Here is an 18,219-nt window from a genome sequence, read left to right as displayed (position 1 = left end):
TCTAGGAATTACTTCCTAGAAATTATTAATAAAATCCTAAAATTTTCCACCAAAAAAGCCCAACAGCTATCATCACTACTATATCAACTATGGAAATCACAAAACCTATACTCCACCATTTTTTAAGAGTTACATAGCCTGTTCCAAAAATAACAGGAGCTGTTCCTGTTGCATAGTGAGTTAATGCCATCATAACATTACCTGAAGCTATCATAATAAAAGCATAAAGAAGTGGTGGTGCTCCTAAAGCAAGCCCTGCACTATAAAAAACAAAAAACATTGCTGATATATGAGCTGTAGTAGAAGCAAAGAAATAGTGTGTATATAAAAAAGCAAGGCTTAAAAATATCATAATAGAAATTTCCCCAAGTCCCATAGCAGAAGCAAATTCACCTAAAGCTTCAGCTAAAAACTGTGTAACACCAAGTTTGCCAAGTAAAGTTGCCATCATTACAAGAGCTGAAAACCATACTAAAGTATTCCAAGCAGCTTTTTCAGCCAAAACTTCCCCAAAAGTTAAAACTCCACTAATCAACACCAAAGACAACCCAAGCAAAGCCACGCTAGTCGCATCAAGAGAAATTCCAAAAAGCAAACCAAAAGTCCCAGCCCATAAAAGCAAAAGCAAGACAAAAACACTGAGCATGATTTTTTCACTATTTTTCATTTTTCCAAGCTCTTTTAATTTGTCTTTAGCAAAAGTGGAAGCATTAGGCGTGGATTTAATTTCTGGCGGAGAGAGAAAATAAAGCACCAAAGGCATCAAAAGCATAGCAGCTATACCAGGTAAAAACATCCCTAAAGCCCATTGCCCCCAAGTTAAATGCACTTCTAAATTTGTAGCTTGTACTATAAGATCAACCACCAAAGGATTTGGAGCTGTAGCTGTAATAAACATAGCTGATGAAATAGGATTAGCTTGATAATTTACCAAAGAAAGATAAGTGCCTATTTTATTTTGTGTTCCATCTTCAGGAGTGGATTTAAAACTTCTTGCAATAGCTTGAACTATAGGATTTATGATAGCCCCTGCTCTTGCAGTATTTGAAGGAGTAACTGGAGCTAAAATGGTTTCACAAAAAGCTATAGAATAAGCAATACCTAAGGTTTTTTTACCAAAAATACTGATAAAATGATAAGCTAAACGCTCTCCAAGTCCTGTTTTAATAACTCCACGAGCCACGATAATAGAAATAACTATAAGCCAAATAAGAGAATTTGAAAAACCACTTAAAGCGTCTTTTATACCCGTTTTAGATTTTAAATTTGATATAGCAGTATTTACCTTTTCATCTATACTCTTTTGAGATAAAAAATCAAGTGCTAAAGTATTTAAAGCTAAAATTTTAGTCTCATCAATAAGTTGTTGCGTAGAAGTTTTTGAAGTAGCTTTGGTGTAAATTTTTACTTAGATTTTCAATTTGATAATTTACATCTGTGCTTGATTTTAAAATTTCATCAACTTTTGCTTTTAAATTTCTACTTATATTAGCATTGATTAAAGCCTGCAAAGTAGCGGCTTCAACTGCCTCATCCATAGTTGTTTTATAGATATTAGAATTATCTCTTAAAACAATTCCCTCAAGAGTTTTTATATGCGTAGCACGCACAGAACTTTGGGTAGTGGTAATGCCGCTAAGAGCTACTATGACAATAGCTATCATACAAACAGCCCCCAAAGGCATTACTTGTAAAATCACTGCCATAATCACAGCAATAAAAAGCCCAAGAAAATGCCAAGAATTATCTTGCAAACTAACAAGAGTAGGTATAAGCCAAAACACAGCTGCAATTAAAATACGCAGCACCAACAAGGGAATTTTCTTTCTATCCATTGTTTATCCTTTGATATTGGTAATGTAATTTACAATGCTTAAATTCTAATTAACTAATATTTTAATAAATCTTAAAATTATAATTTTTAAATAAATTTTTAATTTATTGTTACAAACATACATAATTTTTTATGTTATAAAGAAGCTAGTCTAATTGAAAAATAAATAGGGAATTTTAAATGAATAAAACCCTTCCCCAGATAACTGCGGCACACACTAAAATCAAGTGCTCTGCTGTGTTCCCACCCTGAAGCGGTGCTTAAAAATAGCATTGCACAGGTCTAAGAAAAGGCAAAGAAATTATATCATAATATACTTAAAAAGTGTTGAGCTATAAAAACTAAATATAAAAATGTATAAATATGTAACAAATTGGCTATATTTTATATAAATTTTTAAATTTAATTTGCAAAATTATTGTTTTTTTCAAGGAAATACGATTATATAGATATATTATATAAATTTTTAAGGAAAAATCATGGAAATCAAATGGAGTAAAGATTTTAGCATTAAAAACATACAATTAGATAAACAACACGAACTAATTTTTGAAATTGCTGAAATTGCAAACGATTTAGCTTTAAAAATTCAAGATAATGATGTGCAACACAAAAATGATTTAAAACAAATTCTTACAAAGTTATTCCAATATGTAAAAATTCATTTCAAAGATGAAGAAAAATTTATGGAAAGCATTGATTTTCCTTTGATTGAAGAACATAGAAAATCTCATCAAATATTATTAAAAAAGACTAAAGAACTTTTAGAGCATTCAGATAATATTGTAAAAATGTCTCAAGAACTTTCCATATTAACCAAAGATTGGATTTTAGATCATTTTGCTATTGAAGATTTATGGATAGCTAACTTCACAAAAAAAGCTCTACATCTTCAAGAGATTCATTATAATCTAGAGCAATACATAAAATTAAAATCAATTAGGCAAGATTTAAAGACTGAAAAAACCTATGATTATATTTGCAACTGTTATTTGCGTACTCATGCAGTTCCACAAACCATACACGAAGAACTTGTTAGCAAAGAAAATACTTTAAAATGTGAAAAATGTGGACAAATTTTAGTGCATTTAGATCATATTGATTTAAATCAAAATTATGAAATGTTAAATCATATCCTCGAAAACATAGGAGTGTAATGATGAGCTATGAAATAAAAACTTTAGAAACTTTCAATCCTTTTGAAAGTTTAAAATATGAACAAGCCAGCACAGATCAAATTCTTGATTTTAGAATTATAGATTTTAAACTTCTGTGTTCTAATATAAAACCAGCAAAAACAAAAACTTATGAAAGAAAGGATTTTGACTTATTTTATGCGGATGATTTTTTTGTAAAAAATTACAATACCATGGTGCAAAAATTTCTTATAGAAATTTATCCAAAAACACAAAAAAACTGTTTCGTGGTTAAGCTTAAATCTAATCCTAGTTTAACTTATCTTAAGGTCAATATTAATTTTTTGGATAATTTTAAATACTATCCAAATTTAAAATTTGACATTTTACAAAATATTTATAAAGTAATGATCAAGCAAAAATTTTTAATCTTAAGACTTGATAAAAATTTATTTGACAAGATTGATGATTTTATCTTATCAATACAAAAAAATCCATCTATTAAAGAAATAGAGCTTGAAATTGCCAAAGGTGTAGATAAGATTGAACATAAAAGCGATGAAATTATTTATCATAGAGATGTTAACGAAGAATGTTTTGACGAAAATATTAGCTATGATGAAGGAAGCTACTGTAAACCTATTGAAAAAAATGAGCTACTTTTTGAATACATTTATAGAATTCTTGGAAAAGAAGGTAGAAATTTAAGAGGAGAAATCCTTCATTTAAACCCAATAGCTTTTTTTGATAATCCTTTTATCATAAAAGATGAAAGCATTTATACAGAAGAACTAGAAGATAGAATTAAATATTTTAGTGCAAATTATGGATTTTTAAATAAAGACCGATCAGGATATAGTGTTACAAATAATTTAAAATTATCACAAGTAGGACTTAAAACAACCGGTTCAATCAAAACAAATACTGATGAAAATATAAACTTAGAAATCGCTAATTTTGATATAAATGATGATGCTGTTAAATCAGGCATTGTAAATGTTCAAGCTTCAGACATAAAAGTAAACGGAAGCATTGGAGCGACAAAACTTTATGGAAGAAATATCAGCATCAAAGGCCTAACTCATGCAAAAAGCGAAATTTTTGCACAAGATATTTTTATTACAACACACAAAGGAACTTTGCAAGCTGATACTGTGTATATAAAAAATTTAGAAAACGGGATAGTTATAGCCAAAAATGTATTTGTTGAAAACTGCATGGGTGGAAAAATAGAAGCAGAAAATATTTATATTTGCAATTTATTAGCAGATAATATCTTATATCCCAAAAAAAATCTAATCATAACAAATAATATAAAATTTAAAAATAATATTGTAATTTCTCCACTAGATTTTATTAACAATAAATCAAACTCAGAAACTGAAAATCTTACAAATTTAAGCCTTAAAACAAAGAGTAAACTTGATAATATCATAAGTCAAATGCAAAATTACTATGATTATCTAATCAAAAATCAAATCAAGATTATCAAACTTCAAAAAACTGAAAAACTTAATGCTATAGATATGAAATTTTCAAATCTTTATCGTGATATCATAAAAAAATATAATCATCTTAGCGTCTTGTATAAAAAACTTATAAAATTAAAATATCATATTGACGCAAAGCTAAATTTTTTAGATGAAATGGTTTATAATGTAAAAATATACATAAAAGCCGAAAATATTGGAGAGGATAATTTTTTAAAATTTTATCCTAAAACAAACACTGAGCTTGAACTAAAGCATCAAATAAATTTAAAAGATTATGAAAAAGTTTTATACCTTGAAAAAGGGCAACAAGCAAGCTATATTAAATCAAGTCATGATTATAGCGAAAGCGATATAGAAGAAATTAAAATTATTTTTGAAAAACTAGAAAAAGATAATTCCTAAAAATTATCTTTTCATATTAATAGCCTTTTGTATCATTTGATCGCTTGTGGTAATGCTTTTTGAGCTTGCATCAAAGGCTTTTTGAGTTACTATAAGATTTGAAAGCTCTACACTTAAATCAACATTAGATTGCTCTAAAAAACCACCTTTAAATTTAGCTGTATTAACAATCTGTCCATTTTTCATAATAAAACTTGCATCACCACTATTAGCTGTTGCAGCAAAGATATTATCGCCCATAGCAGCCAATCCTTGCTCATTGATAAAATTATATAAAGCAAGCTTTCCAACTATAGCATTTTTACCATTGCTAAATTGCGCTACAATACTTCCATCATCAGATATATCATATTGTTTAAAAAATCCTTCGGCTACACCATCTTGCTGTGTAACTACATTTTTTTCAACGCCTTCTTTAATATAAATCCCACTATAACCCGAACCAGGTTTATTAGCATCATAAGGAGAGCCTAAATCAATATTAATTGTTCCGCCATTTGGGTTTGCAATGCTTGTAATATTATTTTGAAGCAAAGCACCATTTTTATCAAAAACCATATTTCCTTCAGTTGGATTGCCTACAGCATTGCCATTAGAATCATAAATTTGGGCAATGGCTTTATATTGTATATTATCGCCTTCTTGCGGCAAAACCCTTTCAAGCGTAACCCTTAAAGTACTTTTACTTCCATCTGCATTATAAATAGGGGATTCTAAAATATCTTTATTGGCTTTTTGTTGTTCTGTTGAAATTTGAGCTGTATCAAGCTTGATGCTATTTTCATCCAAACCCTTTAAATCAAGCTCATTGCTTTTAAAATTAAGATTTTCATCTAAAGTTGCTTCAAAGCTTTTTTTTACGCCATTATCGTCAGTGAAATTTAAAATGATCCTATCACCCACTTTAGCACTAAACACATCTTCTTTGCTAACACTACCGCTAACTACATATTTTCCATCTTCGGTTTTTGTAATGTTAAATTTACCAGGATCAAGATCCACTTTGACCACTTCTGTTGTTGTGTTAGTATTTAAACTTCCACTCCATTTTACATTTTGAGTTACTTGAGGAGGTAAATACATATTCACAGGTACTTTAATAGCCCCTTGAGAAGCAGTTGTGCCTATACTGAAAGAATTATTTGAATTTACGGTAAAACCATTATTTACCGGAGTTCCTGTGTTAAGATAATCCCCCATAAGCCCCGCAACCCTATCGCTATAGTTGATACCGGTAAAAGCAGGGTTCATTGTTCCTAAAACAAAATTTCCATAAGAATCTACCAAATATCCATTTGCATCTCTTTTAAACGATCCATTTCTAGTATAGTAAGCATTACCATCCGCCCCCAAAACCCCAAAAAATCCTTTTCCTTGTAAAGCCACATCAAATTCGCTATCGCTTGCCACAAGAGAACCTTGTTCAAAAACCACATTAGAAGAAGCTGATCCTGAGCCATATCCACCTTGAGCAGGATTAGTTGATTGAGTAGTTATGGTGCTATAAAAAATATCTTTAAATTGAGCATCAGAATACTTAAAACCTGTAGTATTAACATTAGCTATATTATTTGCATAAATATCAATACCAAAACTATTTGTTTTAACTCCAGAAATTCCATTATAAAATGAATTCATCATGGCTTATGCCTTTTCCTCTTTGTCGCCTTCTTCTGTGGATCCAGAATTAGAAGAATCTCCATCACTTGAGTCTCCACCTGAACTATCTCCAACGGAAGTTGAAGATGAACCAAGTTTATAATCACTAATTTCACCAATATCATCAAAACTTACATATTGACCACCCATTTTTGCATAAGCAACCCCATCAACAAATTTAATACCCTCTATAGGATAAGTTCCATAATTTGCAGTGATCTTTTCCCCGTTTTTATTATTATAAACCACTTTAACACTATACTCTCCATCCCCAGCATAAACACCATCATTATTTCTACCAGGCCACTCTAATGTAAATAAACCTTTTGATACTTCTTTTCCCTCATTACTTTTTTCACTAAATACCAACTTATTATTTTTATCATAAACCTCTAAGGTGATTCCTTTATCATCCGAATCTTCAGGCAAATACATTTTTAGTGCAATAACCTCATCTGCGCCTGTTAATTTGACTTTGTTTTCATTTACCGTAGCCATTTTTCCTATAGCTCCCACTGCTGCAGTACTCATGCTCGTGCTAAAAGAATTGGAAAGTTTTTCCATAGTTTCAACCATTTTTTGCATAGTTGTATTGGTATTTTGCTGCATTTCAAGTGCACTAAGCTGTGAGGTTTGTGTAAGCATTTTATCACTATCCATAGGATCGGTTGGATCTTGATGTTGAAGCTCAATCAAAAGAAGTTTTAAAAATGCATCTTTATCTAAGGTAGCATTTGGATTGCTCACTATTCCTGAGCTACTGCTTGAATCTGTTCCAGTTGTTCCACTAGTACTTCCTGAAGAAGTAGTACCTGAAGTTGTAGCGGCAGTATTTAAATTCCAATCCGATGATGATATCATTATAAACTCCTTTTTATTTAGTTTTTTATTATTTAAGCAATAAGTGTTCCAACTTAGAAATACTTCGCTAAAACAAGCTCTAGATTGACTTTTTCACTTTCATTTTTTCCATCTAAAGCATCTTTAAAACCATATCCACTACGATTTTTTCCTTGATTTTGATTTTGCTCTCTTTTACCTTGATCGCTAAAATTCATTTCAAGTCCAGTAAATCCCATATTTACAAGAGAATTTTTAAACTCGGCTTGATTTTGAATAAATAAATTCATTGCATTGGTATTGGAGTTGAAATTGATATGAAGGTTATTGCCTCTTTGTATCAAAGTTACCTCCACTTCTCCAAGATTATTAGGATTTAAAGTGATGCTAAGTTTAGTAATAGGCGCTTTATATTGATCCACAGCCTCTTTTAAATCTTGTGAAAAATGTTGCAAAGTCTCTTTAGGAGTGATATTGCGAGCATTGTTTTGTGTTACTTTATTTAAGTCTTTGACTAAAGAATTTAACTCATCTAAACTATTTTTATCTACATTTTCACTGTGCGTTTTTGTTTGCTCTTGAGTAAAAGTTTCTTTATTGGTATTGTTATTAAAATTTGCATTATTCTCTTTGTTTTGAACTACTTGAGTTTTATTTAAATTTTCAAAATTTAATTTTTGATCAAAGAAATTCTGTTTTATATCTTTATTTTCTTTGTTGTTGTTTTTAGGCTCCTTATTTAAACTAAAATCTTTTTGTGTTAAATTTGAAACTAAATTCTGAGCATCTTTGACAATTTCTTTATTTAAATTTTTATCAAGATTTAAATTTTGATTATTGTTCTTTAAATTTTTATTCTGATCTTGTATATTCTCTTGATTTAAATTGTTTTTTTCTTGATTTTTATTTAACTCTTTATTAAAATCTTTGTTTTCTTTATTAAAATCTTTAAGATTTGTAAGCTCCTGAGTGCTTGCATTGTCTTTTAACTCTTTGTTTAAATTTTTATCTTGTTTTGTACTATCTTTAATCAAATCTTTAAGATTGTTATCTTTATTTAAATTATCTTGGTTTTTTTTATCTTTTATATTTAACTCTTCTGTTAAATTTTTTGTAAACTCATCATTTTTGATATTTTTTAAAGTATTTTTAGCATCTGTGACATCTTCTTCTATTTTTGATTTAACTTTATCATTTTTTTCGTGTTTGCTTTCTTTGGATGAAAGTATGGAGTCTAAATTTTTTAAAGTTTGAGAAAGCAAAGAACCGCTATCTTTAGAATTTATTTTTTGCGTAGAATGAGTGCTTGTAGTATGAGTTGTATTTTGTAAATTGTGATTTAAATTTTTACTCACATTGGAAATTTTATTATTGATGATTTCTTTAAAAACATTATCCACAGCACCCTTAAAAAAATCAGCCTTATCTAAATTTGGAAAAGTTGCTTTAAGATCAAGAAGACGATCTACTTTAATATTTTTTACATTTAAACCCAAATCTTTAGCTATGTCCAAAAGCTCACTAAGATTTGATGCGCCTTTTAAAGCATTAAAATTAGCCTCTGTTTTAATAAGACTTGAAAGTTGAGTAGAAAGATTTGCCAGTTTAACATCTGCTGTATCTGTTTTTAGCTTATCCAATAAAGAAAGAATTTGCATAAAAGAAGCAGATTCGAAAATGCTTATCTTATCACTCTCATCAAAAGCTCCTTTTTGAAGTCTGTTCATCGCTTCATTAACAACTTCTTTTTGACTGATCTTCATATGATCAGGTAAAAATTCATTAGTTTCATCGATAGAATTGAGCAAAGAATTTAAAAAACTCTCTGTATCATCTTGAGTTGAATTTTTACTATCACTACTTTCATGTTCTTTATTTTTACTAGTTTTACTAAAAGAACTGCTAGTAGTAGAAGTTTTACTCGGCGTAAGATTTAAAACATCATTTTGCGGAGCTAAATTTGACATCACTTTTCCTTCAAAAAATTATTTTAAAAATTTATCTACCATTACATTAGGAAATTTTTCTTTCAAATAAGAATCTTCATATACTTTAATCATCTTGTCTTCATTTAAAGCAGTTAAGATATTTAAAAGCTCTTCTAAATTTTTAGCATTTAAAATTTTTTCTAAATTTTCTTCATTTTCTAAAATTTCTGTAAGCTCACTTGAAATTCTTGCCATTTTTTCGTTTTTATCTGATCTAAAAGTTTCTAAAAGTTCTAAAACTTGAAGCAAAACTTCATTTTTTCTCTCAGCTAAATCACTTTTAAATTCAACAAAAATCTCTTCATTTAATGGTTTTGACATTTTAACTTCCTTTTTAAAATTTTAATTTCATAAGTTTTTGAAGCAAGAAGTGTTCCAAGTTTTGATACTTTGTAGTTTAAGTTAAATTTTTGTATAATCTAAGCTTTTAAAAATTTAGCTTTGGAGAAGAAAATTTGGAAAATATTAGAAATATAGCAGTTATAGCTCACGTTGACCATGGTAAAACCACTATGGTAGATGAATTGTTAAAACAATCAGGCACCTTTAGCGAAAGAGAACAAATTTCAGAACGCGTTATGGATAGCAACGATATAGAAAAAGAACGCGGCATTACCATACTTTCAAAAAATACAGCAATCAATTACAAAGGTACAAAAATCAACATCATAGATACTCCAGGGCATGCTGATTTTGGCGGAGAAGTAGAACGCGTTTTAAAAATGATTGATGGAGTTTTGCTTTTAGTAGATGCTCAAGAAGGCGTTATGCCACAAACTAAATTCGTGGTTAAAAAAGCTTTATCTTTAGGGCTTAAACCTATAGTTGTAATCAACAAAATCGACAAACCAGCTGCTGATCCTGAAAGAGTGATCAATGAAATTTTTGATCTTTTTGTAGCCCTAGATGCAAACGATGAGCAACTTGACTTTGCCATAGTTTATGCTGCAGCAAAAAATGGTTATGCTAAGCTTGATCTAAACGATGAAAGTGATAATATGGAGCCACTTTTTAAAACCATACTTGAACGCGTTCCAGCACCAAGTGGCACAAATGATAATCCTTTACAACTTCAAGTTTTCACTTTAGGATATGATAATTTCGTAGGTAAAATAGGCATTGCTAGAATTTTCAATGGGGTTGTGAAGAAAAACCAAAGCGTAATGCTTGCAAAAGCTGATGGCACCAAAGTAAATGGTAGAATTTCAAAACTCATTGGCTTTATGGGCTTAGAAAAAATGGATATTGAAGAAGCAGGAAGTGGAGATATCGTAGCTATAGCAGGTTTTGAAGCTTTAGATGTAGGTGATAGCGTTGTAGATCCAAACAATCCTATGCCACTTGATCCTTTACACATTGAAGAGCCGACTTTAAGTATAGTATTTTCTGTAAATGATGGCCCATTAGCAGGAACTGAAGGAAAACATGTAACTTCAAATAAAATCGCTGAACGCTTAGAAGCTGAAATGAAAACTAATATCGCTATGAAATACGAAAGCACAGGCGAAGGCAAATTTAAAGTAAGCGGTAGGGGTGAACTTCAAATCACTATTTTAGCTGAAAATATGCGTCGTGAAGGTTTTGAGTTTTGCATGGGAAGACCTGAAGTTATCGTAAAGGTTGAAGATGGGGTTAAAACAGAACCTTTTGAACATTTAGTTATCGATGTGCCTGAGGAATTTAGCGGTGCGGTAATAGAAAAACTTGGCAAAAGAAAAGCTGAAATGAAAACTATGGCACCAACAGGCGATGGACAAACAAGACTTGAGTTTGAAATTCCAGCACGCGGACTTATAGGTTTTAGAAGCCAATTTTTAACCGATACTAAAGGCGAAGGTGTGATGAATCATAGCTTTTTAGAATTCCGTCCTTTTAGCGGTGCGGTTGAAAAGCGTAATAATGGAGCTTTAATTTCTATGGAAAATGGCGTGGCTTTAGGGTATTCCTTGTTTAACCTTCAAGAGCGTGGAGTGCTTTTCATAGAGCCTCAAACTAAAGTTTATACTGGTATGATTATAGGTGAGCACTCTCGTCCAAATGATTTAGATGTTAATCCTATCAAAGGAAAGAATCTTACCAATGTAAGAGCGAGTGGAAGCGATGATGCAATCAAGCTTGTGCCACCTAGAAAATTAAGCCTTGAAAGAGCTTTAGAGTGGATAGAAGAAGATGAACTTGTAGAAGTTACGCCTATAAATGTGCGTGTTCGCAAACGCTATCTTGATCCAACTCAAAGAAAAAGAATGGAAAAAGCAAAATCTTAATGGATTTAAAAAGCTTAGAAAATAATAGACTTTATATACTTAAACGCTTAGGAATCTTAAAATTCCTAAGCATTATCGAAGCCCTACTTGTAGGTTTTTTAGCCTTTGTTTTTATAAGAGATGCCTTAATCGCAGTGATTTTAGCTGTTTTTGTAGGTGTTTTTTTCTTTCGTTTTACAGCCAAAAAACTAAAACTCGCACAAAAAGAATTACAAATTGATGCTTTAAATTTGTTTTTGCGTCGTTTTGGGGCGAAATTTAAAAAGCAAAGTTTAAGCCAAAAAGACTTTTTAAAACTAGGGCTTACAAAGGATTTGAAAGAATTTAAAAGTCAAAACTGCTTTGAATTTAAGGATTTTAAAATTTATGATATTCAGTTTTTGGACGAAAACAAACGCTTTTTTTGCGGAATTTTACTCGAAATTTTAAGTGCAAACAAAAATCCTAGCTTTGAAAACAAAGACCAAATTTATATCAAACTTAAAGATAAAAATTTCACTTTAAATCATATCTTTTCTAAAGAAAATCATTATCTTATCGCTACTTTAAGCAATCCTTTCTTTATAGATATAAAAAAAGATTTAGAAAACAATTTCAAAAATTTAGAAGAAAATCTAAACTCTATAAAAAACAAACTATTTAAATAATTAACATAAAGTTAATATTATAAAATTTTAATAAATATTAATTATATACTTTAAAAATATATTACTTTTAGTAACACTTTAAAATTTAATTTTATTTAAATTATTCTTATTATGCTTAATATTTAAGAAAAAATACACTAAAATCAATTTGAACTGCAAATAAAAAGGAGGAAAATCATGAAAAAACACATTTTATTGCTTGGTTTATGTCTTAGTTTGAGTCTTAGTGCTAAAAGCGTGAGTGATTACAAAGTAGGAGAAGAATTAAGCGACAAGGAAGGAGTAGAGTATTTTAAGGAACTTTCCAAAAGACCTGTGCAAGAATGGCCAAATAAAAATTTAAGCATCAATGATGTTCCAAAAGGTAAGCAAGGGGATTTAATCCGTTATGGCATAGAGCTTTTAAGCAAGACAGAAAGTACTCTAGGACCCTATAGCAAGCTAAAAAAGACAAGCAACGAAGTAAACTGTATTTCCTGTCACATGGACAATGACGGCAATGGTTTACCAGGGACAAAAAAATATGTTATTCCATTTTTAAATGTCCTAAACAATTATCCAAGACTTGACATAGAAACGATGAAAATCATCTCTGTTGAAGATAGAATTCGCGGAATGGGTGGAACTGACTCTCATAGATTTCCTAATGATTCTAAAGAAATGAAAGCAATTTTAGCTTATTTTAAGTGGCTAAAAGAAGCTTATGGCATCAAAGACGGCGTAAAGCTTGAAGGAGATTTTTTTGCTAAGATGAATTTTCCAAATCGCCCAGCTGACCCTGTGCGTGGAAAAAAACTCTTTGAAGAAAATTGCGTTGCTTGTCATGGCGAAAGAGGACTTGGGGTAAAAAATGATAATTACGAACAAGGTAGCGGACATTTATATCCATCTTTACTTATCTATCCTGATGGTGGACACATGGCTATGATACCATTTTTAGCAAGATTTTTAAAATCAGCCATGCCTTTTGGTGCGAGTGCAGATAATCCTATATTAAGCGATGAAGATGCACTAGATATAGCAGCTTATGTCAATACAGGTTTTGTAAGAATGCCTATAACCACTACAGAAAATCGTGCAGGACTTGATACAGCTTATAGCAAATCCCCATCATTAAAACCTGAGTATTTTGCTTCACCGCAACAAAATTTAGACCCTAAAGAATACATAAAAGTAAAATACGGACCTTGGAAAAATCCAAATCACTTCCCAGGAGAATGATTAATTTTGGGCTTAGCCCAAAATTAATCCTCATCTTTTGCTAAATTTTCAAGACTTTTAATCCCTTCTTCGCCTATCAAATTTCCACCTTGTAAGTCGCTAAATATCGCGTTTAAAGAACTCACTATGGCAGTGGAATTAAAACTTAGATTTTCTATAGCTCTTTCTCTTTTTTTCCATATATTTTGTAAAGCCCTTTTTTCAGCTTCTAACTCTTCTTTCATATTTTGGTAAGTTTTGAGTATAAAAGTGATTTGCGTGTTAAATTCCTTAGAATTTAAGTATTCGTATAAAATGTGATTTTTTTCATCTTTGTTTTGTAGGGCATTTTTGAGTTTATAAGCGTTTATAATGCTTTCTCTAAGCACTGCTAAAACACCTTTGAATTCATTAAAAGTACAAATCAAAATTCCTTCTTTAAAATGCGTTTTTTCTTTATCTTTTGGCATAGTTTTTGTGATCAAAACCGCTATATCACTTTTTGCAGCTATACTATCTAGTTTAAGTTTATCAAGCCATTCTTTATTAAATTCTTTAGTGCGTTTGCTTTCATATAAAATACTTCCGCAAATATTTCCAAAATTATCCTTTACTATATGCAGACAATCAGCTCCATTTACGCCCTTTGGCACTTCTTTTACTTCATCACTTAAATACTCACTTTGTATGTATTCTTCTATAAGTAGTTCAGCTGCTTCGCCTTGGAGTTGCTGTGAGCCTTGTTCTATCCTGCGTTGTGCGTCTTCTAGCTTTTGGGCTACGCTTTTAAAATTCGTTTCTAGTTCTTTGTATTTAAGATCTTGCTCTTGAGTACTTTTTTGAAATTCAAGACGCATTTTTTCTCTTTCAAATTCCAAATTTTTGCTTTCTTGTTCTTTAAATTCTTTAAAAGCCTCTTCTTTGGCTTGAAATTTCAATCTTTCTTCATTTTCTTTTTGCTCTCTTTTTAGCCTTTCATTTTCAGCCTTTATGCTTAAAAACTCGCTAAGCTCTTTGCTTTTTTTCTCGAGTTCTTCTTGCATGATTTTCATTTCATTTTCATGCTCTTTGTTAAATTTCTCGCTAAATTCTTTTTGGAAATTTTGCTTTTGCATGAGAAGTTCTTGTTCAAATTTTTGCTTTTCTAAAAGAAGCTTTTGGCTTACTTGCTCGCTTATGAGTTTTTCTTGTTCTATCTTTTGAGTTTTTAAATCATTTAAAGCTTTGGTGTATTCAGCTCTTTTGGCATTTACCTCATCATCAAATTCTTTTTTTTGTTTTAGCATTTCTTGCTTAGCTTTATCTAAAATTTGAGCATATAAAGCAGTGCTGATATCGATAAAACTTCCACAACTTGGGCATTTGATTTGTTCATTTTGGTTTAAATTTTGCATAAAATTTCCTTAGAATTTTTCCCTAAATTTAACATAGAAAAACAAAGATTATTCTAAGATTGACTTGTTAAAATCATTCTTTTAGAATAATTAGGATTACAAATGCAAAAACACACCAAAATTCACGGCTTTGCCAAATTTAAACTTATCATTATCCTTGCTTTGATGTCAAGCATAGCACCACTTTCTACAGATATGTATTTGCCTGCACTTTCTCATGTGGAGCAAAGTTTTCAAACCAACTCTTTTTTAACCCAACTTAGCCTTGCAAGTTTTTTTATCGCTTTTGCTTTAGGACAGCTTATATATGGGCCTTTAAGTGATATTTTTGGGCGTAAAATTCCAGCTTTGGTGGGGATATTTTTCTTCATCGTTTCGAGTTTGTTTTGTGTGATTATCGATGATATTTATGCTTTTATCGCTTTAAGATTTTTTGAAGCACTTGGGGGTTGTGCAGGTGTGGTTATCGCAAGGGCTATTGTCAATGACTTGTTTGAGATCAAAGAAGCTGCAGGGATTTTTGCTTTGATGATGGTTTTTAGTTCTCTTGCTCCTATGCTTTCGCCAACTTTTGGGGGAATTTTGCTAGAGTATTTTTCATGGCATAGTATTTTTGCGACTTTGTTTGCTTTGGGAATTTTGCTTTTTTTGATGATACTTTTTGGTTTAAAAGAGTCCGCACCTCATCTTAAAAACAAAAAATTTTCCCATCATGAAGCGATGAAAAGCTACAAATTTGTTTTAAGCGATAAACGCTTTTTGGTTTATATACTGTGTGCTTCTTTTGCTTTGGCGGCGATGTTTGCTTATATCACAGGATCAAGCTTTGTTTTTACGCAGTTTTTTAGCTTAAGCGAGCAACAATTTGCCTTGCTTTTTGGGGCAAATGCTTTAGGTTTTGTCATCTGTGCAAATATCAATGCAAGATTGGTTTTAAAATACGAAAGCGAAAAAATTTTGGCAAAAGCTTTGATGATAATGTTTATATCGACCGTGATTTTACTTGTAAATGCCTTTTTTCATCCAAATTTCTTGCTTTTTGAACTTAGTATTTTTACAAGTATCGCTATGCTTGGTTTCATCGCACCCAATACCACAACTTTGGCTATGGCAAGGTTTAAAGAACATAGCGGAACTGCTTCTGCGGTGCTTGGAACGATACAATTTGGTTTTGCAGGGCTTATTTCTTTTGTGGTTGGGGCTATTAACGCAAATACGCCGATAATCCTTGCTTTTGTAATGTGTGCTTGCGTATTGGTTGCAAATATGATATATTTTCTAATCAAAATAAAGGAGAAAAAATGAAAACAAATAATATCTTTATGGCTTTAGCCATAGTTTTGGCAAGTTTGATTCTAGCTTTTGGATTTAACAAGGCTTTAAGTGATTTTAAAACATTTGAAAGAAGTGTAAGTGTAAAGGGTTTAAGTCAAAAAGAAGTCGAAGCGGATACTTTGATACTTCCTATAAAATTCACAAGATCAAATAATAATCTTACAAATTTATACGAAGAACTAGAACAAGATAAAGAAAATATCATCAAATTTTTAAAAGAACAAGGCGTAAAAGAAGATGAGATCAGCTACAACTCGCCAAACATCATAGATCGTTTAAGCGATCCTTATAGCAACGATACTCAAGCTACATACCGATACATAGGTACTGCGAATTTACTCATCTATACGCAAAATGTAAAGCTTGGAAAAAGCATACTAGAAAACATTTCAAGTCTTGCAAAATTTGGCATAGTAACGAAAATCGATAATTATGACATAGAATACCTTTATACTAAACTCAATGAGATAAAACCTCAAATGATAGAAGAAGCAACGCTCAATGCTAGAAATGCAGCGATAAAATTCGCACAAGATTCAAACAGCCATCTAGGCAAGATAAAAAAGGCTTCTCAAGGACAATTTAGCATCAGCAACAGGGATAAAAACACCCCTTACATCAAAACCATAAGAGTGGTTTCTACTATAGAATACTACTTAAAGGACTGATGATAAATTTTCAAGCTAAGCTTTAAGGCTTAGCTTGGCACTATGGAATTTTTTCGTGCGGTTTTTTGGAGCGAGAAAAGGACTAAAGCTAAAAGTATGGTATAAATCGTAATCAAAGCATTTTCAAAGCCATTATAACTCTTATCACCTATAATATTTACTATTCCAAAGATTATTTTCGGCATATAACATATCACCCATAAAACTACAATCAAATTAAGATACACAAAAAAATCAAATTTTTTTATACATCCAAACCAATACAAACAAAGCAAATTAAAAACACCAACTATACTTAAACATACTCCGTATTGATTTAAAGCTTTTAACAAGCTAATATCCTGAATCATTCGTGAAGCAAAATACAGTAAAGCGAACAAGCCTATCACTACAACCAACCATTTTAAATTTAAAAGCAAATCTGTATGATGATCACAAAGCTTGCGATAAAAGACAAGTTGCCATCGTTCTATTTTTTCTTTTAAACTTTTGTTTTCTTTATGTTTTAATTCTAATTCTCTGGCATAAAGCTCTTGAGCTCTTAATTCTGAAGCGTCAATTAGATTATGATGAGCTATACGATTGCTTTTTAATTTTCTAAATAAATCTCTATAATTTAATAATTTATCATATTCTTGTGTTTTTTCAATCTCATCAAATTTATATTCTATATATTTATGTTCTATATTAAATTGATCAGAAAAAGTACAGTTTTCAAAATTTGGCTTACAATTATTATCAAATCTAATATTATCAAAACTAACTATATTGTTAAATATAACATTTTTAAAATTTAAAGTATTAATATTTAAATTTTCAAAATTTACAATGCCTTTAAAATTAACATTATTAAAACTAACATTGTTGTGTAAATTTACGAATTCAACATTATTTTTAAATTTTGCCATTTTAAAATTTATTTGAGTATTAATTTTTGTTTTATTAAAATAAACCTTATCTTCAAATACAACTTCTCTAAAATTATTTGCAATTTCATTATCTAATTTTGATAAAAACTTAGTTTCAACAAATCTAATCTCACCTTTAAAACGAGAAATCTTAAAATCTATTTTTGAAACAATTTTTGCTTTATAAAAATTAGTTTTATTATAAAAAATAGTTTCACTAAAATTATTTTCAATAATTTTATGATTATTACATTTTGCTAAAAATTCAGTTTTTATAAATCTAGCATTTTCTTTAAAAATTGAAATTGTAAAGCTAACTTTTGATTCAAATTTTGCTCTTCTAAAAGTAACATTATTACAAAATTTTACTTCTTTAAAATTATTTTCAATAATTTTATGATTATTACATTTTGCTAAAAATTCAGTTTTTATAAATCTAGCATTTTCTTTA

General features: G+C 30.2%; 12 protein-coding genes, 1 other RNA gene and 1 pseudogene. 7 read left to right on the top strand and 7 right to left on the bottom strand.

Features of this window, described 5'->3' with window-relative positions; genetic code table 11:
• Positions 1 to 25 precede the first annotated feature (25 nt).
• Positions 26 to 1,835: pseudogene (locus tag ELQ09_RS06795) on the bottom strand (DASS family sodium-coupled anion symporter).
• A gap of 190 nt (positions 1,836 to 2,025) precedes the next feature.
• Positions 2,026 to 2,123: signal recognition particle sRNA small type (gene ffs, locus ELQ09_RS06790), an RNA gene on the bottom strand.
• Positions 2,124 to 2,313: 190 nt separating this feature from the next.
• Between ffs and ELQ09_RS06785 the strand changes: the two genes are divergently transcribed.
• Both ELQ09_RS06785 and ELQ09_RS06780 read left to right on the top strand, forming a co-directional pair.
• Positions 2,314 to 2,991: a bacteriohemerythrin gene (locus ELQ09_RS06785; RefSeq protein WP_134224926.1), complete on the top strand. Its 678-nt coding sequence runs from the start codon at positions 2,314 to 2,316 to the stop codon at positions 2,989 to 2,991.
• A 2-nt stretch (positions 2,992 to 2,993) separates the two neighbouring features.
• Positions 2,994 to 4,865: a flagellar assembly protein A gene (locus ELQ09_RS06780; RefSeq protein WP_134224933.1), complete on the top strand. Its 1,872-nt coding sequence runs from the start codon at positions 2,994 to 2,996 to the stop codon at positions 4,863 to 4,865.
• Between the two features lie 3 nt (positions 4,866 to 4,868).
• On the opposite strand, the gene ELQ09_RS06775 is transcribed toward ELQ09_RS06780, so the two are convergent.
• From ELQ09_RS06775 to ELQ09_RS06760, 4 genes are read right to left on the bottom strand one after another with little or no spacing between them, the layout of a single operon-like run.
• Positions 4,869 to 6,506, bottom strand: a complete 1,638-nt coding sequence (locus ELQ09_RS06775; RefSeq protein ID WP_070283796.1) for a flagellar hook protein FlgE — start codon at positions 6,504 to 6,506, stop codon at positions 4,869 to 4,871.
• Positions 6,507 to 6,509: 3 nt separating this feature from the next.
• Entirely contained in the window at positions 6,510 to 7,385 is an 876-nt protein-coding gene (locus ELQ09_RS06770) for a flagellar basal body rod modification protein (protein ID WP_002933283.1), read from the bottom strand.
• Between the two features lie 53 nt (positions 7,386 to 7,438).
• The gene (locus tag ELQ09_RS06765; protein ID WP_134224927.1) at positions 7,439 to 9,334 is read right to left on the bottom strand and encodes a flagellar hook-length control protein FliK; all 1,896 of its coding nucleotides are present in this window, start codon (positions 9,332 to 9,334) and stop codon (positions 7,439 to 7,441) included.
• Between the two features lie 15 nt (positions 9,335 to 9,349).
• Positions 9,350 to 9,673, bottom strand: coding sequence for a hypothetical protein (locus tag ELQ09_RS06760; protein ID WP_002868349.1), 324 nt, complete (start codon positions 9,671 to 9,673; stop codon positions 9,350 to 9,352).
• A 134-nt stretch (positions 9,674 to 9,807) separates the two neighbouring features.
• On the opposite strand from ELQ09_RS06760, the gene typA reads away from it, so the two are divergent.
• The 3 genes from typA (at position 9,808) to ELQ09_RS06745 (ending at position 13,484) form a co-directional block, all read left to right on the top strand.
• Positions 9,808 to 11,616 (top strand): translational GTPase TypA, encoded by a 1,809-nt coding sequence (gene typA, locus ELQ09_RS06755; RefSeq protein WP_002860889.1) that lies wholly within the window; start codon positions 9,808 to 9,810, stop codon positions 11,614 to 11,616.
• The gene (locus ELQ09_RS06750) at positions 11,616 to 12,263 is read left to right on the top strand and encodes a hypothetical protein (protein ID WP_057100388.1); all 648 of its coding nucleotides are present in this window, start codon (positions 11,616 to 11,618) and stop codon (positions 12,261 to 12,263) included. Before typA ends, ELQ09_RS06750 begins: the two co-directional genes overlap by 1 nt.
• A 177-nt stretch (positions 12,264 to 12,440) precedes the next feature.
• The gene (locus ELQ09_RS06745) at positions 12,441 to 13,484 is read left to right on the top strand and encodes a c-type cytochrome (RefSeq protein ID WP_002860887.1); all 1,044 of its coding nucleotides are present in this window, start codon (positions 12,441 to 12,443) and stop codon (positions 13,482 to 13,484) included.
• Between the two features lie 23 nt (positions 13,485 to 13,507).
• On the opposite strand, the gene ELQ09_RS06740 is transcribed toward ELQ09_RS06745, so the two are convergent.
• Positions 13,508 to 14,857, bottom strand: a complete 1,350-nt coding sequence (locus tag ELQ09_RS06740) for a DUF2130 domain-containing protein (RefSeq protein ID WP_134224928.1) — start codon at positions 14,855 to 14,857, stop codon at positions 13,508 to 13,510.
• A 102-nt stretch (positions 14,858 to 14,959) separates the two neighbouring features.
• On the opposite strand from ELQ09_RS06740, the gene ELQ09_RS06735 reads away from it, so the two are divergent.
• Together ELQ09_RS06735 and ELQ09_RS06730 are read left to right on the top strand one after the other, a co-directional pair.
• Entirely contained in the window at positions 14,960 to 16,162 is a 1,203-nt protein-coding gene (locus ELQ09_RS06735; RefSeq protein WP_134263856.1) for a multidrug effflux MFS transporter, read from the top strand.
• On the top strand, positions 16,159 to 16,860 hold the full coding sequence (locus ELQ09_RS06730) for an SIMPL domain-containing protein (RefSeq protein ID WP_134263855.1): 702 nt from the start codon (positions 16,159 to 16,161) through the stop codon (positions 16,858 to 16,860). Before ELQ09_RS06735 ends, ELQ09_RS06730 begins: the two co-directional genes overlap by 4 nt.
• Positions 16,861 to 18,219 lie beyond the last annotated feature (1,359 nt).

This window comes from Campylobacter sp. CH186 (genome assembly GCF_004378925.1).
Classification (GTDB): domain Bacteria; phylum Campylobacterota; class Campylobacteria; order Campylobacterales; family Campylobacteraceae; genus Campylobacter_D; species Campylobacter_D jejuni.
This window is presented reverse-complemented; position numbering and strand designations above follow the sequence as displayed.